At 72.2% G+C, this 21,366-nt stretch carries 19 protein-coding genes and 1 tRNA gene; 14 read left to right on the top strand and 6 right to left on the bottom strand.

Translation table 11 applies throughout. From position 1 onward, the window contains the following. Positions 1-492 precede the first annotated feature (492 nt). Together CEY15_RS05830 and CEY15_RS05825 are read left to right on the top strand one after the other, a co-directional pair. Positions 493-1,980 (top strand): WS/DGAT domain-containing protein, encoded by a 1,488-nt coding sequence (locus CEY15_RS05830; RefSeq protein ID WP_245847296.1) that lies wholly within the window; start codon positions 493-495, stop codon positions 1,978-1,980. Positions 1,981-2,195: 215 nt separating this feature from the next. Continuing rightward, positions 2,196-3,710, top strand: a complete 1,515-nt coding sequence (locus CEY15_RS05825; RefSeq protein WP_095717662.1) for a WS/DGAT domain-containing protein — start codon at positions 2,196-2,198, stop codon at positions 3,708-3,710. 37 nt (positions 3,711-3,747) lie between these two features. Here the strand turns inward: CEY15_RS05825 and CEY15_RS05820 are convergent, their stop codons facing one another. Then, positions 3,748-4,365, bottom strand: coding sequence for a DUF664 domain-containing protein (locus CEY15_RS05820; protein ID WP_095717661.1), 618 nt, complete (start codon positions 4,363-4,365; stop codon positions 3,748-3,750). Positions 4,366-4,541: 176 nt separating this feature from the next. Between CEY15_RS05820 and CEY15_RS05815 the strand changes: the two genes are divergently transcribed. The 5 genes from CEY15_RS05815 to CEY15_RS05795 are packed head-to-tail and all read left to right on the top strand — an operon-like array spanning position 4,542 to position 9,824. Continuing rightward, complete coding sequence (locus tag CEY15_RS05815) at positions 4,542-5,555, top strand: helix-turn-helix transcriptional regulator (RefSeq protein ID WP_095717670.1); 1,014 nt, start codon at positions 4,542-4,544, stop codon at positions 5,553-5,555. 10 nt (positions 5,556-5,565) lie between these two features. Further along, entirely contained in the window at positions 5,566-7,338 is a 1,773-nt protein-coding gene (gene menD, locus CEY15_RS05810; protein WP_095717660.1) for a 2-succinyl-5-enolpyruvyl-6-hydroxy-3-cyclohexene-1-carboxylic-acid synthase, read from the top strand. Continuing rightward, positions 7,335-7,814 (top strand): DUF3592 domain-containing protein, encoded by a 480-nt coding sequence (locus CEY15_RS05805; protein ID WP_017838097.1) that lies wholly within the window; start codon positions 7,335-7,337, stop codon positions 7,812-7,814. Before menD ends, CEY15_RS05805 begins: the two co-directional genes overlap by 4 nt. A 37-nt stretch (positions 7,815-7,851) precedes the next feature. Continuing rightward, positions 7,852-9,096 carry a glycosyltransferase family 4 protein gene (locus tag CEY15_RS05800; protein ID WP_095717669.1) on the top strand — a complete coding sequence of 415 codons (1,245 nt, stop codon included), beginning with the start codon at positions 7,852-7,854 and terminating at the stop codon, positions 9,094-9,096. A gap of 38 nt (positions 9,097-9,134) precedes the next feature. After that, positions 9,135-9,824 (top strand): demethylmenaquinone methyltransferase, encoded by a 690-nt coding sequence (locus CEY15_RS05795; protein ID WP_095717659.1) that lies wholly within the window; start codon positions 9,135-9,137, stop codon positions 9,822-9,824. 49 nt (positions 9,825-9,873) lie between these two features. Here CEY15_RS05795 and CEY15_RS05790 read toward each other — a convergent pair whose 3' ends face one another. Beyond that, a complete protein-coding gene (locus CEY15_RS05790) occupies positions 9,874-11,133 on the bottom strand; it encodes a geranylgeranyl reductase family protein (protein WP_017838100.1) in 1,260 nt (419 codons plus the stop codon). Between the two features lie 129 nt (positions 11,134-11,262). Between CEY15_RS05790 and CEY15_RS05785 the strand changes: the two genes are divergently transcribed. Next, complete coding sequence (locus CEY15_RS05785) at positions 11,263-12,315, top strand: polyprenyl synthetase family protein (RefSeq protein ID WP_017838101.1); 1,053 nt, start codon at positions 11,263-11,265, stop codon at positions 12,313-12,315. A gap of 5 nt (positions 12,316-12,320) precedes the next feature. Here the strand turns inward: CEY15_RS05785 and CEY15_RS05780 are convergent, their stop codons facing one another. From CEY15_RS05780 to CEY15_RS05765, 4 genes are all read right to left on the bottom strand, one after another. Then, positions 12,321-13,520, bottom strand: a complete 1,200-nt coding sequence (locus CEY15_RS05780; RefSeq protein WP_095717658.1) for an ABC transporter ATP-binding protein — start codon at positions 13,518-13,520, stop codon at positions 12,321-12,323. After that, complete coding sequence (locus CEY15_RS05775; protein WP_095717657.1) at positions 13,513-14,307, bottom strand: ABC transporter permease; 795 nt, start codon at positions 14,305-14,307, stop codon at positions 13,513-13,515. Before CEY15_RS05775 ends, CEY15_RS05780 begins: the two co-directional genes overlap by 8 nt. Next, a complete protein-coding gene (gene modA, locus CEY15_RS05770; RefSeq protein ID WP_095717656.1) occupies positions 14,304-15,065 on the bottom strand; it encodes a molybdate ABC transporter substrate-binding protein in 762 nt (253 codons plus the stop codon). The genes CEY15_RS05775 and modA overlap by 4 nt, the downstream gene beginning before the upstream one ends. Positions 15,066-15,138: 73 nt before the next feature. Beyond that, positions 15,139-15,633 carry a YajQ family cyclic di-GMP-binding protein gene (locus tag CEY15_RS05765; RefSeq protein ID WP_095717655.1) on the bottom strand — a complete coding sequence of 165 codons (495 nt, stop codon included), beginning with the start codon at positions 15,631-15,633 and terminating at the stop codon, positions 15,139-15,141. Between the two features lie 144 nt (positions 15,634-15,777). Here CEY15_RS05765 and CEY15_RS05760 point away from each other — a divergent pair. The 6 genes from CEY15_RS05760 (at position 15,778) to CEY15_RS05735 (ending at position 21,359) form a co-directional block, all read left to right on the top strand. Then, positions 15,778-15,860 (top strand) — tRNA-Tyr (locus CEY15_RS05760). Between the two features lie 133 nt (positions 15,861-15,993). Continuing rightward, the gene (locus CEY15_RS05755; protein ID WP_245847289.1) at positions 15,994-17,055 is read left to right on the top strand and encodes a polyprenyl synthetase family protein; all 1,062 of its coding nucleotides are present in this window, start codon (positions 15,994-15,996) and stop codon (positions 17,053-17,055) included. Then, a complete protein-coding gene (locus CEY15_RS05750; protein WP_095717653.1) occupies positions 17,052-17,933 on the top strand; it encodes a phytoene/squalene synthase family protein in 882 nt (293 codons plus the stop codon). The genes CEY15_RS05755 and CEY15_RS05750 overlap by 4 nt, the downstream gene beginning before the upstream one ends. After that, on the top strand, positions 17,930-19,672 hold the full coding sequence (gene crtI, locus CEY15_RS05745; protein WP_095717652.1) for a phytoene desaturase family protein: 1,743 nt from the start codon (positions 17,930-17,932) through the stop codon (positions 19,670-19,672). The genes CEY15_RS05750 and crtI overlap by 4 nt, the downstream gene beginning before the upstream one ends. Next, a complete protein-coding gene (locus tag CEY15_RS05740; RefSeq protein ID WP_095717651.1) occupies positions 19,669-20,043 on the top strand; it encodes a lycopene cyclase domain-containing protein in 375 nt (124 codons plus the stop codon). The genes crtI and CEY15_RS05740 overlap by 4 nt, the downstream gene beginning before the upstream one ends. Continuing rightward, positions 20,040-21,359, top strand: coding sequence for a prenyltransferase (locus CEY15_RS05735; protein WP_095717650.1), 1,320 nt, complete (start codon positions 20,040-20,042; stop codon positions 21,357-21,359). The genes CEY15_RS05740 and CEY15_RS05735 overlap by 4 nt, the downstream gene beginning before the upstream one ends. The last annotated feature ends 7 nt before the right edge of the window (positions 21,360-21,366 follow it).

The following is a 21,366-nucleotide window of genomic DNA, read 5'->3' as shown; positions in this document are numbered from 1 at the left end:
TGATCCCTCTACGGATCCGGGGGAACCTCACCGATGCGCACGCGAGACGCCCTGGCAGCGGGCGGCTGCCGAGGAGTCGCACAGGCGCGCGAGCGAGACGTCATGCGCGGGAGCGCCTGCAGGTTGCTCCGAACCGAGGGCCGGTGTCTGGGGGTCGGGTTCCGATTCCGCCTTGTCGGGAGGGCCGGAGCATTGCGTCGAAGTCGGGGAGCCCGTCGCTCGCCCGGACATCACCGGAGATCGCCGCGCTCACTACGCGGCCCAGGAGCATCGCACTGGTGCCGAGGCCGATCACGTCATGGCGCACGCACTCGAATGCGATCGGCGCCGAGGTGGCGTGTACAGGGGATCGGCTGGCGTGTGAGTGATGCACATCTGCTTACTGTCCCCGCTGCACCGAGCGAACCAACGTGACACCGGTCACAGCTGCTCTAGAGTCGGCGTGCACACGACGTGAACGGTGAGCGGGGCGGGCGAGAGGGGTCGGGCAGGATGGCGGAGACGAGGGTCCGGATCCCACTGCGGGACCAGCTGTGGCTGATGATGGACCGACCGGACAATCTCATGTACATCAACTCGGTGATGTGGTTCGCCGAGGTCCCCGACTGGGATGCGGTCACCGAGGCGATCGCGACGCGGATGGTCGACCCCCATCCCGTGTTCCGCCGGGTGCCGGTGCGGCGGGGCCGGCGCTGGTACTGGGAGGACGATCCCGAGTTCGACATCTCCCGCAACCTCGTACGGACACGCCTCCCCGAGCCGGGTGGACGTGCCGAGGCCGAGGCGTACGTCGCCGAGCAGATGAGCCTCCAACTCCCTGACGACCGCCCCATCTGGCGCACCGAGTTCATCGAGGGTTATCACGGGCACGGGGGAGAGCGGGAGGGGGCGCTCATCCTGTTCCGGGTCCAGCACGGAATGGTCGACGGCATCCGGTTGTCCCAGGTCGTACTGGGTTTGTGTGACCACGAGGACGACGATCCCCTGCCCCGGGTGGGGCGGGAGCTGGCCTCGGGCGGGGGGAGGATCGCAGCGGCGGTCGCTCAGGCAGGAGCGGGACTGGCCAAGGACTCGATCGGCATCGCCCGCGGTATCGCGGGCGCCACGATCAGGTTCCCCGTGACGCTCGCGCGACTGGCCCGGGATGTGGCGGCCCCGGGTGGAGAGCTGGCCCGGGTGCCCACCCGTGTCGTGGAATCCCTGGCCGACACCATCGAGACCACCAACACGACGACCAACACCTATCGCTCCATCTTCCGCCTGCTGTTCGAGCCCCGGACCCCCGACCTGTCGTGGAGTGGACGGACGAACGCGGAGAAGAAGGTCTCCTGGGTGTCCGGACTGGACCTCGCGGCCGTCAAGAGGGTCGCGGCTGTGCACGACACCACCGTCACCGCGGTGATGATCGCCGCGGTGTCCAAAGCACTCACCCGCTACCTGGACGCCCGCGGTGACCGCCCGGTCGCCGACATCAACCTCATGGTGCCCATGTCGGTGACGCCGAGCAGCGAGGACCTCCCGGAGGAACTGGGCAACCACATCACCCTCATCCTCATGCGCCTGCCACTGGGAATCGACGACGCCGACGAGTTGATCGACGCCATCACCACGTCCATGACCCGGGTGCGCTATTCGTTCGAGCCGCACATCACCTTCGCCTCGATGCTCACCGTGGCCGTCACCCCGACGGCGGTGCAGCGCGCCGTGATCGACCTGTTCGCCAACAAGACCGTCGGTCAGCTCACCTCGGTGCCCGGACCCGCTTCCACGGTGAGCCTCGCCGGGACCGTGGTCGAGGGGATGTTGGGCTGGGTCCCGATGAGCGGCGACCAGGCGCTCGGGATCTGCATCTTCAGCTACGACGGCTGCGTCTCTGTGGGGATCGCCACCGATGCCGGGCTCGTGCCGGACCCGGACCTGGTCGCCGAACTGATCGAGGGCGAGTTCGCGACGTTCGACGGCTGGGAGGCCCAGGTCTGAGGGCCGTCGCCGTCGCCGTCGCCGTCGCCGTCGCCGTCGCCGCCGTCGCCCTCGTCGCGCCTCTCCTCCACGGTCACCGCACCACACCGGCCCGTCGATCCCGGTAGACGCGGGGAACGATTCAAAGACTCGTGATCTCTGTCACACCTGCTCTAGCCTGTACTCAAGCGCATGACCCGGTGCGCGAGCGCGGCCACGAAAGAGGCGTGGGAACGATGGGGAAGACGGCGAGAGTCAGAATCCCGCTGCGGGATCAGTTGTGGTTGCACATGGATCGCGCCGACAACCTCATGTACATCACGTCATTGGTGTGGTTCTCGGAGATCCCCGACTGGGACGCGGTCACCGAGGCGGTCGCCACTCGGATGGTCGGCCCCCACCCGGTGTTCCGGCGGGTCCCGGTACGCGAGGGCAGGCGGATGTATTGGGAGGACGATCCCGATTTCGACCTCTCTCATCATCTGATCCGCGGGCGGCTCCCCGCGCCGGGCGGGCGGGCCGAGGCCGAGGCGTACGTCTCCGAGCAGATGAGCATCCGGCTCCCGGACGACCGCCCACTCTGGCGTGCCGAGTTCCTCGAGGGATACCACGGCCACGGCCACCACCACGGCCACGGTAACGAGGCGGAGCGGGAGGGTGCGCTGGTGCTGTTCCGGGTCCAGCACGGGATGGTCGACGGCATGCGGCTGACCCAGTTGATCCTGGGTCTGTGCGACAGCGATGGGGACGCCCAGCTGCCGCGGGTGGGCCGACCCCTCTCCGCCGGTGGAGGCGGGATCCTCGGGACGGTCGGCAGCGCCGGGCTGGGGATGGTCAGGGACTCGTTCGGTATCGCCCGCGGTCTCGCCGGCGCCACGGTCACGTTCCCGTGGACTCTCACTCGGCTGGTCAGAGACGTGGTGGCCCCGGGCCGAGGGTTCACCCGGGTACCCACACGCGTCGTGGAATCCCTGGCCGACAGCATCGATCCCACCAACAAGACGACCAACACCTATCGTTCGACCTTCCGGCTGCTGTTCGAACCCAGATCGCCCGAGCTGTCCTGGAGCGGTCACGCCCATGTACAGAAAAAGGTCTCCTGGATCTCCGGGCTGGACCTCGCAGCGATCAAGAGGGTGGCGAAGGCGCACGGCACCACGGTCACCACGGTGATGCTCGCGGCGGTGTCCAGGGCGCTCACCGAGTACCTCGACGCCCACGGCGATCGTCGGGTCTCGGACATCAAACTCATGGTGCCGATGTCCATCGAACCCATCGGCGACGAACTGCCGGAGGAGCTGGGCAATCACCTCACGATCATCCTCATGCGACTGCCGCTCGGGATCGACGATGCCGACGAGCTCATCGATACGATCGCCACCTCCATGACGCGGGTGCGCTACTCGTTCGAACCGCACGTCAACTTCGCCACCATGCTCGGCGTGGCCGTCGCCCCCGGCCCGGTGGCGCATGCGGTAGTCGACCTGCTCGCCAACAAGACCGTCGGCCAGCTGACGTCAGTCCCCGGGCCGGTCTCCACGGTGCGGATCGCCGGCACTCCCGTCGAGGGGATACTCGGCTGGGTTCCGATGAGCGGCGACCAGGCCTTCGGGATCTGCATCTTCAGCTACAACGGCACGGTCTCGGTCGGCATCGCCACCGACGCGGGACTCGTGCCCGACCCGGGCGAAGTGGCCGGGATGATCGACGACACGTTCGCGACGTTCGCCGGCTGGCACGAGGGCGACTGACCAACCGGCGCGCCCGTCCGCGCGGAATGAGCCGGCCTCACCACTCCGGCGCCGGGACCTCCGGGTGCGCGGCGAACCAGGCACCGATGTAGGACATGTCTATGCCCTGGTCCTCCGCGATCAGGTCGTACATCGTGCGCCCGTCGAGTGCCTCGCGCAGGAGGTCGGCGTGCCCGCTGTGCCGGTTGATCTCGGTGAGGACGTGATGCGCGCACCAGCGGCCGTCGAACGGTGCCAGATCCGCCGGGAACCACGGCATCTCGGTGGGGACCGGGACCGGGGAGTCCAGATCGGCGGCGCGCAGGAGCGCGAGGCCCGCGGCGCACCGGCGGTCGTACTCGGCGAGGATCTCCTCGGCGGTCGCGTCGGGGTCGACACGGTTGACGGTCTCGGCCCACTCGAAGGCCTCCGGCAGTGATCGTCCCGTCTCCAGGGGGTCCGGCGCCGCGGCAGCCCGGCCCAGCCATCCCTCGGCCACCTGGCCGATGTGCAGGATCAGCCAACCGAGCGTCAGCTCACTCGAGGGGACCGGGCGTGCCCGAAGCTGGTCGGCGGTCAATCCGTGGACGATCGATCGGGCGTTGACGAGCGCGTCGTCGATCCACTCGAGCAGGGTCTCGCGCTCGGTGGGGTGGGTGGCGGGGAACAGTGGCATGGCGGGCTCCTGGGTGTGTCTCGTGAACGGGTGTGTCTCGTGAACGGGATGGTGTCGGCGGACGGGCGACGGATCGGCTGCTGATCCGCACCGTGGTCCGACAGCAGACTCTCAGCCGATCAGGACAGATCCGGTCCGCTGACGGTGCGAGACTGGGTGACGTGACCGACGACAGGATGCCCACGACCCAGCGCGTGCTGGGGTTGCTCGACCTGCTCCAGAGGCGCGCGGTGTGGACCGGGCCGGAGCTCGCGGCCGAACTCGGTGTGACCACCCGGTCGGTGCGGCGGGACGTGGACCGGCTGCGCGACCTGGGGTATCCGGTCGAATCCGAACGCGGCGCGGGCGGTGGGTACCGGCTGGGCTCGGGCCGCCGGTTGCCTCCCCTCCTGCTGGACGACCGCGAGGCCGTGGCCGTGGCGATCGCCCTGCGGTTGGCGGCCGGCGGGGCGGTGGCCGGCGTCGGCGAGCACGCACTGGGCGCGCTGACCAAGCTCGACCAGGTCATGCCCGGCCGGCTGCGGGAGAGGGTCGCCGACGTGAGCGAGTCGATGGTGGCCGTCCCCGGCACGGACACCCCGGTCGAGCCGGAGCTGCTCATGGAGCTCGGTCACGCGGTGCGGGGCAGCGAGCAGGTGAGGCTGGACTACCGTGACCGCGCCGGGCGCGACACCGAACGCCGCGTCGAGCCCTACCGGATCGTCGTCCTGGGTCGACGCTGGTACCTGCTGTCCTACGACCTCGAGCGTGCCGACTGGCGGACCTTCCGACTGGACCGCATCCGTGCGGTGCACCGCAGTCGCTGGCGGTTCACCCCCCGCCCCGACGTGCCGGACCCGGCCACCCACGTCCAACACTCGGTGACGACCGCGCCGTACGAGCACCGTGCCAGTGTCGTGGTCCAGGCCGCCGCCCGGGACGTGCTCGAGTGCTTCCCACCCACTTTCGGCACCGTCACGGAGCTCCGGCCCGTCGACCACCCCGACGGCCCGGCCTGTCGTCTCGAGACCGGCGCCGCCGCCCTCGGCGAGCTGGCCTGGTACCTGGGTCGGCTGCCCGCGCCGTTCGTCGTGGAGTCGCCCGACGGGTTGCGCGAGCATCTCGCGGCACTCGCCGGGCGGCTCGCCGCCGCGGCCGGTCCCGTCGGACCCCACGGCGACGACCCGGCGACCACCGCTGGTGGCAACTAGGCTGAGGGGGATGAACCCCAGCCGGTCCGCCCCGAACACACCCCGCGCGAGCAACCCCAGCACCGCGCAGGCCCGCGTCGTCGTCGACGAGTTGATCCGTCACGGGATCACCGACGCGGTGCTGTGCCCGGGTTCGCGCAGTGCTCCACTGGCGCTCGCGCTCGCGGCGGCCGAGCGGACCGGCCACCTGCGGTTACACGTGCGGATCGACGAGCGCGCGGCGGCGTTCACGGCACTGGGGTTGGCCGTGGGGGCCAGGCGACCGGTCCCCGTCGTCGTGACCTCCGGAACCGCGGTGGCCAATCTCCATCCGGCGATGGTCGAGGCCGCGCACTCGGGCGTGCCGATCCTCGCGCTGACCGCCAACCGTCCTCCCGAACTGCGGGGGACCGGCGCCAACCAGACCATCGACCAGGTCGGGCTGTTCGGCCCACACGCCCGCGCCGTCGTCGAACTCGGCGCGGCCGGCGACCCCGACGCCGAACACCGCCACTGGCGTAGCGCGATCGGCCGCGCGATCCTCACCGCGACCGCCCCGGGTGACCCGGGTCCGGTCCAGGTGGACATCTCGTTCCGCGAACCGCTGGTCCCGGCCGAGGGGGACGAGGACCACGTGGTCGGGGACGCGGACGCTGCCGGCCAGGGCGACGACGACGAGGCGGGCCACCACGGGAGGCCCGGCGGACTCCCGGCCGGCCGGTCCGACGGTCGCCCCTGGGTCCAGCGGGCGGGCGCGGGGGTCGACTCCGCACCCGCCGACTCGGCCGTGGCAGTGGACCTGACCCGCCCCACGCTGGTGGTCGCGGGCGCCGGCGCCGGCCCGGTGGCCGGCCTCGTGGGGGTGCCGACCGTGGCCGAGCCGGGTGCGCCGGTCCCCCTGCACCCGGTGCATCCCCTCGCGGTCCCCGCCGTGCGGCCCGAGCAGGTGGTGGTGACCGGGCGGCCGACCCTGCACCGGTCGGTCACCCGGTTGCTCGCCGACCCGGGCGTGGACCTCGTGATCCTCGACGCGGGTCCGCACGCCCCCAACCCGACCGGCAGCGCGGCCGAGCTCGCCGACTCCGTCCTGACCGGGTGGGGCGTCGACACCGAGTGGACCGACGTCACCGGTCGCGCCGACGCGCGCGCCCGCGCCGCCGTCGACCGGGTCCTGGACACGCACCTCGAGACCGCCGCGCCCACCGGCCTGCACGTGGCCCGGGCGGTGGCCCGCGGCGTGCGGGGCGGCGACCATCTCGTCGTGGGCGCCTCCAACGCGATCCGGGACCTGTCGCTGGTGGGTCCGCTCGACCCGGATGTCGCGGTGTACGCCAACCGGGGCGCGTCCGGGATCGACGGCACGGTGTCCACCGCGATCGGGGTCGCGCTGGCGGCACCGGGCCGGACGATCGCCCTGCTCGGCGACCTGACCTTCCTCCACGACGTGTCCGGGCTGCTGCTGGGGCCGGTGGAGAAGCACCCCGACGACCTGACCATCGTGGTGGCCGACGACGACGGCGGCGGGATCTTCACCCTCCTCGAACAGGGCGACCCCCGGTTGGCGACCGACTTCGAGCGCGTGTTCGGCACCCCGCACGGGGCCGATCTCGCCGCCCTCTGCGCGGGGTTCGGAATCCCCTTCGTCGACACGGACCCCGACGGGCTCGAGACACTGCTCTCCGAGGCGGCCGTCGCACACCGCGACATCGTGCCCGCCGGGCTTCGGGTCGTCCGGGTGGCCACCGACCGCGCCGGCCTGCGCGACCTCCACGCCGCCATGCGGGACGAGGCGGCCGGGGAGTGAGCAGGACGCTCGAGGCGAGACGTGCCCGACGTTCGGTACGGACCCGCTGGATCGTCCGGGTCACAGCGGTCGTCATCGCCGCGTTCTCGCTCCTGACGGCCGTGCTCATCCTGGTGGCGTGCTTTGTCAACGACCAGCGAATCGACCGCGACATGGGGAGTACGACCGCCACCGTCACCGAGGTCACCGATCGCCGGGCCGCGGTGGAGTTCGACGCCGGCGGCGGTCGCCACGTCCGCCCGGTGACCGGGGTCTTCTACCCGATCGGACTGATCGAGGGTCAACGGGTGCAGGTCGAGTTCCGCCGCGCCAACCCCGATCTCGTGCGCGTCTCGGGCCGGAGCTGGACGGTCGCCGTGGTGCCCGCCCTGTCCATCCCCGCGGTGACCGTCCCCCTCGCGGCGCTCGCGTACGCCGCGGCGTCACCGCGGGTTCACAGACCGTCACCACGAGTTCCCCGCACCGACCCGCGCTGATCACCGTCCGGTGGCCCGGGCGGGAGACAGTGACGGTGTGCGCGTAGCCATCGTCACCGAATCGTTCCTGCCCAGCGTCAACGGGGTCACCAACTCCGTCCTCCGGGTCCTCGAATACGCACGTCGACACGGCCACGACTGTCTGGTGGTCGCGCCGTCCGGCAACGTCGGTCTGAGACGGGGTGCCACCGACGCGGTCCGTTCCCACCCGCTGGTGAGCGCCGTGGCGCCCCTGCTCGGATCCCCCGGAGCCCCCGGGCCGGACCACCACCTGGGATATCCGGTCCACCGGGTCACCGCCGTCCGCGTGCCGGTGGTGTCCTCCCTACCCGTGGGCGCGCCCAGCCCGAGCGTGTACAACGCACTGCGGCACTTCTCACCCGACGTGGTCCACCTGGCCTCCCCCTTCGTCCTCGGTGCGGCCGGCGCCGCCGCGGCGCGCGCCCTGGACGTCCCGTCGGTGGCGGTCTACCAGACCGACGTCGCCGGGTTCTCCACCTCCTACGGCATCGGCGCGATGGCGGAGGCGGCCTGGGCGTGGACCCGTGCGATCCACTCGACCTGCGACCGGACACTGGCCCCGTCCACCGCCGCGATGGAGGATCTGGCGGCGCACGGCGTCCCGCGGTTGTACCGGTGGGGGCGGGGCGTCGACTCGGAGAGGTTCGCCCCCTCCCATCGCAGCCAGGCCCTCCATGATCTCTGGTCCCCGGACGGCCGGCCCGTCGTGGGATTCGTCGGGCGCCTGGCCCCGGAGAAGCACGTCGAGCGGCTGCAGGCCCTCGCCGACAGGTCGGGCCCGGACGGAGACCTGCGACTGGTCATCGTCGGCGACGGGCCGGACCTCCCCGCCCTGCGCGCCGCGATGCCGCACGCCATCTTCACCGGCGAGCTGCACGGCGACCAGCTCGGGCAGGCCTACGCCACCCTCGACGTGTTCTGCCACGCCGGCGAGTTCGAGACGTTCTGCCAGTCCATCCAGGAGGCCCAGTCCTCCGGGGTGCCGGTGGTGGGCCCCGATCAGGGCGGCCCACGCGACCTGGTCCGAGAGGGCGTCAACGGCTATCTCCTCGACCCCCGCCGATACGCCGGGGAGGTCTCCCGGACGGTGGACAGGGTCCTGGCCGACCACGACCGGCTGGCCGCGGGCGCGCGAGCGACCGTCGCGGGACGCACCTGGGACGCCGTCTGTGGCCAACTGTTCGACCACTACCACGCCGCCGGCGCCCGGTCGATCCCCGGTCGGGTCGGCCCCGGACGCGCCACGCGGGCGGTGGCCTGACCCGGTCCACCGCCCCGCCGCCGGGTAGCGTCGACAGCGTGTCCCGCGCCGATCTCGACAAACAGCCCCGCGACGTCGCGTCGATGTTCGACGGCGTGGCCAAGCGTTATGACCTGACCAACACCATCCTGTCCGGGGGAATGGACCACGTGTGGCGCCGCCGGGCTCGGTCGCTGCTCGCGCCCCGCCCCGGGGAGCGCATCCTGGACCTGGCCGCCGGGACCGCGGTCTCCACGGTGGAGCTGGCCAAGTCCGGCGCGTGGTGTGTGGCCGCCGACTTCTCGCTGGGGATGCTCCGTGCCGGCGCAGGGCGCGACGTGCCCAAGGTCGCCGGCGACGCCATGAAGCTGCCGTTCGCCGACGAGTCCTTCGATGCCGCCACCATCAGCTTCGGACTGCGCAACGTGCAGGACACCGCCGCCGGGCTGCGCGAGTTGGCGCGAGTCGTCCGGCCGGGTGGGCGGCTGGCCGTGGTGGAGTTCTCGACCCCGGTCTTCCCGCCGTTCCGTGCGGTGTACATGAACTACCTCATGCGGGCGCTCCCCAGGATCGCCACCAGCGTGTCCTCGAACCCGGACGCGTACGTGTACCTGGCCGAGTCGATCCGCGACTGGCCGGACCAGCGGGCCCTGCGCGCGCTGGTGGAGTCCAGCGGGTGGGAGCGGTGCAGCGTCACCAACCTCACCGGTGGGATCGCGGCGATCCACCTGGCCCGCCGCCCCGCCTGACTCTGCTTGACTATGCCCGGCCCGGCCCGGCCCGGCCCGGCGGGCCGGGTCAGTCCGCGAAGAGCGGACGGCGGTCGAGCCGGCGGGCCACTGACCCCGCGGTCCGCCACGCGCGGGCGACGAGGTCGCGGTCCGACTCCGACACCGTGTTGGACATGCACCGCACGGCCGCCGACATGAGAGTCTGCGACCGCATCCCCACCGGCCCGGCCAGCGGCAGGAACCGCGGGTAGGTGAGGAGCCTGGCGGCATCGCGGGCGATGGCGAACGCCTCGCCGTAGTTCCGGCGCAGCATCTCCGGCCACGCCCGGGTCAGCTCACCGCCCGGGCCTTCGGCGACGACCAGGTCCGCGAGGAGCCGCCCGCCCTCGAGGGCATAGTCGATGCCCTCCCCGTTGAGCGGGTTGACGCAGGCGGCGGCGTCGCCCACCGCCGCCCAGTTGCGACCGGCCAGCCCCGAGACCGCCCCACCCATCGGGAGCAGCGCCGACGTCACCGCGTGCGGGTCGCCCTCTAACGCCCAGCTCCCGCGTACGTTACGGGCGTAGTGGCGCAGGAGGTCTTTGACCGCGACGTTCGCCGGCCGGGTCGCCGTGGCCAGTGCACCCACTCCGAGGTTGACCTCACCGTCGCCCAGCGGGAACACCCAGCCGTAACCGGGCTGGATCGTGCCCGCCTCGTCGCGGAGTTCGAGGTCGGAGCCGATCCACGGGTGATCGTGCCGTGCCGACCGCACGTAGGACCGCGCCGCCACCGCGTACACCGTGTCCCGGTGCCAGGTCCGACCCAGCATCCGGCCCACCGGCGAGCGCACGCCGTCCGCGAGGACGAGGGTCTGGCACGCGATGCGGTCGCCACCGGCACGGACCGCGACGACCTCGCCGTCGTCGCCCTTCTCCACGCCCGTCACCCGAACACCGTCGAGCACGGTCGACCCGGCGTCGACGGCCACCGCACGCATCCGGTCGTCGAACACCGTTCGACGCACTGCCGAGGCCACCCCGCCGTGATCACCGTCCGGCCACGGAACGCGCCGCTCGTGACCGAAGCCCCGCAACTCGAGTCCCCGGATGGTGATCCGGTCACGCGCCCACCCGCCCAGTCCCAACCGGTCGACCTCGCCCATCGCCCGCGGGGTCAGGCCGTCGCCGCAGGTCTTGTCCCGGGGGAACGCCGCGGCGTCCAGCACCGTGACCTCGCGCCCGGCCCGCGCCAACCAGGTGGCGGTGGCCGAACCGGCGGGGCCGCACCCCACCACGAGGACGTCGGTCGAAGCGGGAGGGCGCGGCCGTGGATCCATGCGCTCCATGGTGGCAGGTCGGCGCCGGAGCGGTCGGCGCCGACCTCGGCCGGGGTGGGGTGCCGCAGCCCGGGGGCGGGGACCGTAGTCTGTCGTCAGGATCGGTCGACGCCGGTCCACACCAGGCGACGAGGACGAATGAGGATGTCGAGCGATTCTGTGACGACCGGCACCGCTGAGACGTCGCCCGACCACATGGTGGCGGGCGTGGACGTCGGCGACGCGGATCTCGCAGCTCTGCTGAGGGCTCGACTCGTGGAGGTCGAGGAGCTTCTCGTGAGCCGCCTCGAGTCCGGGGAGGACTTCCTCACCGAGGTCGCTCTGCACCTGGTGACCGCAGGCGGAAAGCGATTCCGCCCCGTCGTGACCCTGCTCACCGGCGAGCTCGGCCCGGAACCCGACCGCGAGCGCCTGGTCAAGGCAGCCGTGGTGTGCGAGATGATCCATCTGGCCACCCTGTACCACGACGACGTGATGGACGAGGCCGCGGTGCGCCGCGGCGTCGAGTCCGCCAACAGTCGCTGGGACAACTCCACCGCGATCCTCGCCGGTGACTTCCTCTTCGCCCACTCCTCCATGCTCCTGGCGGATCTCGGTCCGGCCGCGGTCCAGCTCATCGCCCAGACGTTCGCGGAGTTGGTCACCGGTCAGATGCGGGAGACGGTCGGGCCGGGCGGCGGTGAGACCGCGGACGCCGCCGAGCACTACCTCCGGGTGATCTGGGAGAAGACCGGATCGCTGATCGCTGCGGCCGCCCAGTTCGGCGGCGAGTACTCCGGTGCGTCCGACGAGCAGATCCAGAGCCTGCGGCGGTTGGGGGATGCGGTGGGGATCGCGTTCCAGATCGCCGACGACATCATCGACATCGCCTCGCCGTCGTCCGACTCCGGCAAGACCCCCGGCACCGACCTGCGCGAGGGCGTGCACACGCTGCCGATGATCTACGCGCTCGAGGCCGGCTCGACCGACGGTGACCGCCTGCGCGAACTGCTGGCGCAGCCCCTGACCGACGACTCGGAGGTCCACGAGGCCCTGGACCTGCTGCGTGCCTCGGAGGGGATGCGTCGCGCGCGGGCCACGCTCGAGCAGTACGTGGCCGACGCCATGTCCGAGTTGGACGCCCTGCCCGGCGGGCCCGCGAACGAGGCGCTGCGGCGGCTGGTCCGGTTCACGGTCGACCGCGTGAGCTGATCCGCTCAGCTGCGGGGGTAGAGGGCGACCTGCGCGGCTTTGACCACCAGCGTCACGTCCACACCCGGGGCGAGTGCGAGCTCCGCGGCCGAGCGGCTGGTCACCTCGGCGTCGACCCGCTGGCCGTCCCGGAGCTCGGCGGTCACCCGAGTGAGGGCCCCCGCCGGGGCCAGTTCGACCACGCGCGCCGGCCAGGCGTTGCGGGGGCTCGACAGGCTCCGGGGGACGACTCCGTCCGCGGGTGACCCGGCGCCCGCCTCGTCCGCGGGCCCATAAGCCGCGTGGACGGCAACCGCCCGCGGGTCGATGGTCGCGATCGCGCGCGTGCCCGGCGCCCAGTCGGACACCTCTCCGGGCTCCGCGCCGGACACGTCTTCGTACCGTGCGCCCGGGCGGTGGCCGGTGACCGTGTCGCCGCCGGGGGTGTGCACCTCGTCGTCGTCGACGACCGTGCCCTCCAGCAGTGACACCCCCGCCAGGCGTGCCGCGAAGTCGGACCCCGGCCGGGTCAACACCCCCTCGACCGTTCCGGACTGGACGGCGCGGCCCCCCGAGACGACGACGACGTCGTCCGCCAGCGCCCACAGGTCCAGCGGATCGTGGGTCACCATGACGACAGTGCGTCCGGTGAGGCGGTCGGCGAGCAGCCGCCGGATCCCGGGCGCGACCTCCACGTCCAGGGCGGCGAGAGGCTCGTCCAGCAGGACCAGCTCGGGGTCCACGGCCAGGGCCCGGGCGAGCGCCACCCGCTGTGCCTGCCCGCCGGACAGCTCGTGTGGCCTGCGATCGGCGAGATCGCCGCAGCCCACCGCCTCGAGCTCGGTGCGGGCGCGGTCCAGGGCGGGCCGCCTGCGTACGCCGCGTGACCGCGGCCCGTAGGCGACGTTGTGCAGGGCGGTGAGGTGGGGCAGGAGCGCGGGGCGCTGCTCGAGTGAGACCACCCGGCGGCGGTGGGCGGGGACGTGGAGACCCGGTGAACTGACCAGCTGCCCGTGCAGGTGGACCGCCCCGGCGTCGGGGCGCAGGTGCCCGGCCAGCAGATCCGCCGCGGTGGTCTTGCCCGCTCCGTTGGGGCCGACGATCGCCAACCGCCGGCCGGCGGACACGGAGAACCGGAGTTCGACGTCGCGGTCTGAGACCCGGCAGTCGAGGGCGGCGGCAGCGGCGGCGCCTGCCGAGGGCTCGGCGAGTGGTCGCTCAGTCACGGTGCACGCTCACGCGTCGCGCGACGAACGCCGAGGTGGCCATGAGCAGCGCGGCCACCACGATCAACAGCAGCGCCAGGGCGAGAGCGGCGTCGGCATCGGACTCGCGGCTCAGGTAGATCTCCAGCGGCAGGGTGCGCGTGGTCCCCTGCAGGGACCCGGCGAAGGTCAGGGTGGCTCCGAACTCGCCCAGTGCGCGCGCGAAGGACATCGACGCCCCGGCGAGCAGTGCGGGCAGGACCAGCGGCAGCGTGACCGTGGCGAGCACCCGGGTGGGGCCGGCTCCGAGGGAGGCGGCGGTGCGTTCGAGCCGGGCATCCACGGACCGCAGCGCCCCCTCGAGGGAGATCACGAGGAACGGCATGGCGACGAAGGTCTGGGCGATCACCACGGCCGCGGTGGTGAAGCCGATCTCGATGCCCAGGACAGACAGGTGCCGGCCCACCACCCCGGTGCGACCGAGAGTGGTGAGCAGGGCCAGACCCGCCACCACCGGCGGGAGCACCATCGGCAGCGCCGTCACCGTTCGGGCCACACCGGCCAGGGGCCCGTGGCTCCGGGACAGCACAACGGCCAGGGGGGTGCCCAGCAGGACGCAGAGCAGGGTGGAGATCGCGCACGTGCGCAGGCTGAGCAGCGTGGCCTGGCGGGCGGCCTCGGAGGTGAGCAGTTCGGGGACCGCAGTCCACGGGATGCGCACCGCCATGCCCAGCAGCGGCACGGCGGCCAGGGCCACCGACACGAGCGCGGCGGCGAGCAGCCACCGGGGAAGCGGGGGTCGGGTCACGGTAGACCGAATCCGTGGTCGGCCAGCACGGTACGTCCCGCCGGTCCGGTGACCGCGTCGACGAAGCGCCGGGCCGCGTCCGCGCGGCCCGCATCGGCCTGGTCCGCAGCAGCCCGCTGGGTCACCGCGATCTGGTACCGATTGGGCTCGGCCCGCGCGGCGGGGATTGCGATCTGCTCGACCCGGTCACCGGCGGCACGGGCGTCGGTGAGGTAGACGATCCCCGCGTCGGCCTCCCCGGAGGTCACCTTGCCAAGCACGTCGGTGACCTTGGAATCCTCGCTCACCGGTCGCAGCTCCACGCCGGCCGCCCCGGCCAGCGCTCGCGCGGCGTCGCCGCAGGGAACCCCTTCCGCGCACACGACCAGTCGGGTGTCGTCGAGCGAACGGTCGAGTCCGGTGATGCCGGCGGGATTCCCCGGCGGGGTGATCAGGGTGAGGACGTTGGTCGCGAACTCCACCGGCTCGCCCGAGATCAGGCTCTCGGCCACCGCCCGGCCCATGCTGCGGGAATCCGCCGAGGCGTACACGTCCGCGGGAGCGCCCCCGGCGATCTGGTCGACCAGCCCGGGGGACCCGTCGAACGACAGTCGGATCTCCACGCGGGGGTCCTCGCGCTCGATGTCCTCGGCGATCCGGGTGAACGCGCTGGTGAGGGAGGACGCGGCGAAGACGGTGAGGAGAGAGGAGTCCTCGTCGTCGTCGACCCCGACAGCACACCCCGCCAGCAGGGACAGGCCCACGGCCGCGGCCGTCATCCGCGCTCCCGACCCCACGGCGGTGCGCCGACGGCCCCTCCGGCGTCCCCCTGGGAAGGGCACTGTCGACTGCCTAGCGGTAGTTGGTGAACTGCAGCGCGACCTCGAGGTCGGCCTTCTTGAGCAGCGCCATGCACTCCTGCAGGTCGTCGCGCTTCTTGGACGACACCCGGATCTCCTCGCCCTGGATCTGCGCCTTGACGCCCTTGGGCCCCTCGTCCCGCAGGAGCTTGGTGATCCTCTTGGCGTTCTCCTTGTCGATGCCCTGCTTGAGCGACCCGACCAGGCGGAAGCCCTTACCGGATGGCATCGGTTCGCCCACGTCCAGCGCCTTCATGCTCAGGCCCCGGCGGACCAGCTTCTCGATGAACACGTCCTTGGCCGCCAGCACGCGGTCCTCGGAGGCCGCGACGATCTCCACGGCGTCGTCGCCCTTCCACTCGATACCGGCGTCGGTCCCGCGGAAGTCGTACCGGGTCCCCAGTTCCTTGGCGGCCTGGTTCAGGGCGTTGTCCACCTCCTGGCGGTCGAACTCCGAGACGATGTCGAACGAGGACTCCGAGGCCATGGGCGCGCTCCTTCTCTCACGGTGGGGGACGATCCCGGCCAGGCTACCCGGCGGAGCCATCGGCCCGGGTCACCCCGTCGGCCCCCGATTTGGCACCGGGGGTCACACGCGTTGTATCGTGTCGTAGCGCCTCCAGGGGTGCACGCCAGATTGCCCGAGCGGCCAAAGGGAGCGGATTGTAAATCCGTCGGCTTATGCCTACGTTGGTTCGAATCCATCATCTGGCACGCGAGACCCCCGCCACAAGCGGGGGTCTTCGTGCATTTCGGGGCCGAGATAGTCTGAGCGTGTGACACCGTGGAATTTCGTGGCTCCGGCCGAGGGACGCCGGGGTGCCGCATCTCGTCGAGAAGATTCGGGGTGAGGGGAATCCAGGACAGGATCGGCTCCGAACCACACGACATGACACTGGATTCGGTATCCGCCGCCCAGCGGATGACTACTCGTGACCTGCCCGAGGGTCTGGGGCCTGCCGTCGACGACTGGACGGCCGACCTCGATGCCACGACCCGATCCGGCAAAGGAATGCGCTCGGCATTGTTCGACGCCGTCTACACGCACGCGGGCGGACGCGACGAGGCGGTTCGCACCGCTGCCGGACAGGCGCTCGAACTCCTCCACGAGGCCTTCCTCGTCCACGACGACGTGGCCGATGGAGACGACCACCGCCGTGGCCGGCCCAATCTGCAGGGCCTCACCACGACCCGGGGCGCTGAGCAGGGTCTGCCCCGGGAGACCGCCGCCCACGTCGGCATGGTGGGGGGCCTGCTCGGCGGGGACCTCCTGCTGGTGGCCGCGATGGGTCAGTTCGCCCGGCTGCCAGTGCCGGGGCCCGTGTTGCACCGCGCCATGGTGGAGGTCGAGGGAGCGGTGGTGGCCTCTGTCGCGGGGGAGTACGCCGACGTGCAGGGGGCGGCCCGCGGGGAGCCGATCACCCAGGAGCACGCGCTGGCGATCGGCGCCGCCAAGACCGCCGCGTACTCCGTGACGCTGCCGATGGTCCTGGGCGTGGTGCTGGCCGGAGGGCCGGAGGAGATGATCCCCCCGCTCCGGGAGGCCGGTCGCCATCTGGGGACGGCGTACCAGGTGGTCGACGACCTGCTGGGGGTGTTCGGCGACCCGGCGGTGACGGGAAAGTCCAACGAGGGCGACCTGGTGCGCCGGGCCCCCACCGTGTTGCTCGCCCACGCCGCCACCACCGACCTGTGGCCGAGCATCGACGCCGCGCTCGGTGAGGCCGACCCCGACCCCTCCGCCGCCCGGTCCCTGCTGGCCGAGTGCGGTGCCCGCGACCACGCGCTGGGGATCGCCGAGGACCTGGTGACCGCCGCACGTGCCGCTCTGGACTCCCCGGCCGTCCCGCACGAGCTGCGCTCCGCACTCGACCCCCACCTGGCCACCGCCCTCGAGAGGACCCGATGACCCCGCAGAGCCCGCACGCCGAGTTCACGGAGGCCGCCCGCGCGTGCAGTGACGTGATCCTGCGCCGCTACTCCACCTCGTTCGCCCTGGCCTGCCGGCTGTTGGCGCCGGCGACCCGTCCGCACGTCGCGGCGATCTACGCCTGGGCCCGCGTCGGGGACGAGGTCGTCGACGGTGCGATGGACGACCCCGTCGCGGCCCGCGACCTCATCGCCGAGGCCCGCCGCCGCACCCACCGCGCGGTCGAGCGGGGGCTCGACCCCGACCCGGTCACCCACGCCTTCGCGGACACCGCCCGCCGTTTCGGGATCGGTGCGAGGTTGATCGACCCGTTCTACGACTCGATGGAGGCCGACCTGGAGGTCACCGAGCACACCGAGGAGTCGCTGCGCCGGTACATCCACGGTTCCGCCGAGGTGATCGGGGAGATGTGCCTGCGGACGTTCGCCGGTGGGGGACTGGGCGACGACGACGAGCTGGCCGCCGGGGCGCGGGCCCTCGGTTCGGCGTTCCAGAAGGTCAACTTCCTGAGGGACATCCGGGAGGACTCGCTCGAGCTGGGCCGCAACTACCTGCCGGGCCGCGACCCTCGCGCGCTGACCGAACGGGACGTCGCCGAGCTCGCCGACGACGTGGATGCGGACCTGCGCGTCGCCCGAATCTCGATCGATCGGATCCCCGGGCGTGACCGGGTGGCCGTGCTTGCCGCGCACGACCTGTTCGCCGAGCTCAACGACCGCCTGCGCGTGGCCGGTGCGGCCGGGGTGAGTGCGGGTCGCGTCCGGGTCCCGGGCCCGGTCAAGCTCGCCGTGCTCGGCAGGGCCGCCTCGGGTCGGGGACGATCCATCGCGGCCCGCGGACAGGCGGTCGTGCGATGAGCGCCCGGAGCGTCCTCGGGTCGGGTGCCCGCGCCGTGACCGACCGACTGCCCGGCGCCCACGCCCGCAGACCGGCACCGGACGGCCCCGTCGTGGTGGTGGGGGGCGGGATAGCCGGCCTGGCCACCGCCGCCCTGCTGGCCCGAGAGGGCCGCGACGTCACGCTGGTCGAGGCGACGGAGCAGGTGGGCGGCCGCGCCGGGAGTTGGTCCGCAGGCGGCTTCCGATTCGACACCGGGCCGTCCTGGTACCTGATGCCCGAGGTGTTCGACCACTTCTTCCGTCTCTGCGGATCTTCGGCCGCCGAGCAGCTCGACCTGGTCCGGCTGGACCCCGGGTACCGCGTCTACTTCGAGGGCCAGACCGAGCCGGTCGACGTCCGCTCCGACCGTCGGGCGTCGCAGGCGCTGTTCGAGTCCCTCGAGCCGGGTGCGGGTTCCGCTCTGGGGAAGTACCTCGACTCCGCCCGGGCGACCTACGAGCTGGCGCTGCGACGGTTCCTCTACACCAACTTCACCTCGTACCCGGCGCTCGTGCGGCCGGACGTGCTGGCCCGCGCCGGGGCGTTGGTGGCGCGGCTCGTGCAGCCGCTGCAGTCGTTCGTCTCCCGCCGCTTCGCCGACCGCCGGATCCAGCAGATCCTGGGCTATCCGGCGGTGTTCCTGGGATCCTCGCCGTACCTGGCCCCGTCGATCTATCACCTGATGAGCCACCTCGACCTCACGGACGGTGTGCTCTATCCGCGGGGCGGGTTCACCGAGGTCATCGCCGCGGTCCGGCGGGTGGCCGAGGCGCAGGGGGTTCGCATCCACACCGGCACCGAGGCAGTCGAACTCACCACCTCCGCCGGCGGCGGGCGGCAGAGCGGCTCGGGTGGCTCGGGCGGCGGAACCACCCGCGCACGGGTGACCGGTGTCCGGGTGCGCGACGGCGCCGGCGCCGAGCGGACGCTGCCCGCCGGGCTCGTGGTGGGCGCCGCCGACCTGCACCACCTCGAGACCCGGTGGCTCCCGGAGGAGCTGCGCACCTACCCGCAGTCCTATTGGGACTCCAAGACGCCCGGACCCGGCGCCCTGCTCATGCTGCTGGGCGTGAAGGGTGAGCTGCCTCAGCTGTCGCACCACACGCTCCTGTTCACCGACCGTTGGGAGGAGGGTTTCGAAGCGATCTTCGGCGAGTCCACCCACATCCCCGACCCGGCCTCGCTCTACGTCTGCCGCCCCAGCGCGACCGACGACGCCGACGCCGGCATCGCCCCCGCCGGGCACGAGAACCTCTTCGTCCTGGTCCCCATCCCCGCCGACCCCGGTCTCGGGCACGGGGGCGTCGACGGCGCCGGCGACGCCACCATCGAGGCGGCCGCCGACCGGGCGATCGCCCAGATCGCCGACTGGACCGGCATCCCCGACCTGGCGGAGCGTGTGGTGGTCCGTCGCACCATCGCCCCGGCGGACCTCGAGGACGACCTGGGGGCGTGGCGCGGCACCGCCCTCGGGCCCGCCCACACGCTGGCCCAGAGCGCGTTCTTCCGGACCCGCAACGTCTCCCGGCACGTCGACGGTCTCTACTACGCGGGGGCGTCCACCATCCCCGGGATCGGGCTGCCGATGTGCCTCATCAGCGCCGAGCTGGTGCTCAAACACGTCCGGGGGGACACGGGCACCGCGCCGGTGGCCGAGCCGGGCGGGGGCACGGTGTTCGACAGGACTGTGAACGACAGGGCGGTGTTCGACAGGTGATCGGGCTGGCCTATCTCCTGGTTCAGGTGGTCTCGTTCACCGGAATCCTGGTGATCGACCACCGCTGGAAGCTGGCGGCGTTCCGGGCGCCCGCCGCGGCGGCGCTCGCCGTCACGGCCTCCGTGGCGTTGCTGCTGACGTGGGACGTCCTCGGGGTGCGCAGCGGGGTGTTCTTCCGCGGCCAGACCGACTTCATGACGGGCCTGCTGGTGGCGCCCGAGATCCCGGTCGAGGAGGTCGTCTTCCTGGCGTTCCTGTCCCACCTCGCCCTGGTGTGCGCGGCGGGGGTCTCGCGAGCAGTCGAGCACGCGGCCGCGTCCCGGACGGCCCAGTCCTCCCGGACCGCCCGGGCGACGGGGGAACGCCCGTGACCAGCCTCTACACGACCCTCAACCTCACCATGTCCATCCCCGTGGTGGCCGTGGCCCTCCTCGCCGCCTGGCGCCTGCGCGGGCAGGCCAGGCGCCGGTGGCTGATCGGGGTCGCCGGCGCGTTCGTGATCCTCATGATCCTCACCGCGGTGTTCGACAACATCATGATCTCGGCCGGGCTCGTGGCGTACGACGACGAACTCACCAGCGGCATCCGGCTGGGCGTGGCGCCCATCGAGGACTTCGCCTACGCCGTGGCCGCGGCGGTGTTCGTGCCCTCGGTGTGGGCGCTGCTCACCGAGTCTCCGCGCGTCGGGGCCGGGGTGGGGAGCCCGACGGTGTCGGGCAGGGGCGACGCGCTGCTGGCGCGCGGCCCGGGACACGGCGCCGCCGACGACGCCTACGCCGCCGCCGACGAGAGTCGCACCCCCGAGCGGTCCCCGTCACCCGGACTGCTCACCACGCTGTTCTGGTCGTCCCGGCCGGTGTCGTGGATCAACACCGCCGCGCCGTTCGCGCTGGCCTACTTCCTGGCCACCGGGGGGTTCGACCTCGTCGGCGCGATCGGCACGATCTTCTTCCTGGTGCCCTACAACCTGGCGATGTACGGGATCAACGACGTCTTCGACTACGAGTCGGACCTCCGAAACCCGCGCAAGGGCGGCGTGGAAGGATCGGTGCTCGAGCGCTCCCGTCACACCGCCACCCTCGTGGCCTCCGCGGTGACCACGGTGCCGTTCCTCGTCTATCTGGTGCTGGTGGGATCGCTGGAGTCGTCCCTGTGGCTCGCCGCGAGCGCCTTCGCCGTGATCGCCTACAGCGCCAAGGGGCTGCGGTTCAAAGAGATCCCGTTCCTCGACTCGGTCACCTCCGCCTTCCACTTCGTCTCCCCGGCCATCGTCGGCTGGACCATCGCGGGTGCCGACCTGACCGGGGGAGTGTGGGCGTGCCTGATCGCCTTCATGTTGTGGGGCGCCGCCTCGCAGGCCTTCGGTGCCGTGCAGGACGTCCGCTTCGACCGCGAGGCGGACCTGAAGTCCGTCGCCACCGTGCTCGGAGCGCGTGCCGCGGTGTGGTTCGCGCTGGCCTGCTACGCCGCCGCGGTGATCGTCCTGCTGGTAGCGGCGCCGTGGCCCGCGTCCGGGGCCGCCTTCGCGATCCTGCCGTACCTGGCCACCGTCGCGGCCTATGTCAGAGTCACCGACGCGGACGCCGAGCGCACCAACGAGGGCTGGAAGCGCTTTCTGGTGCTCAACATGCTGGCGGGGTTCTGCGTCACGCAGATCATCCTGTGGTCGGTGCTCGTCTGGTCCTGACGCTCGG

This window comes from Dietzia natronolimnaea, from assembly GCF_002289575.1.
Classification (GTDB): Bacteria; Actinomycetota; Actinomycetes; order Mycobacteriales; family Mycobacteriaceae; genus Dietzia; species Dietzia natronolimnaea_A.
This window is presented reverse-complemented; position numbering and strand designations above follow the sequence as displayed.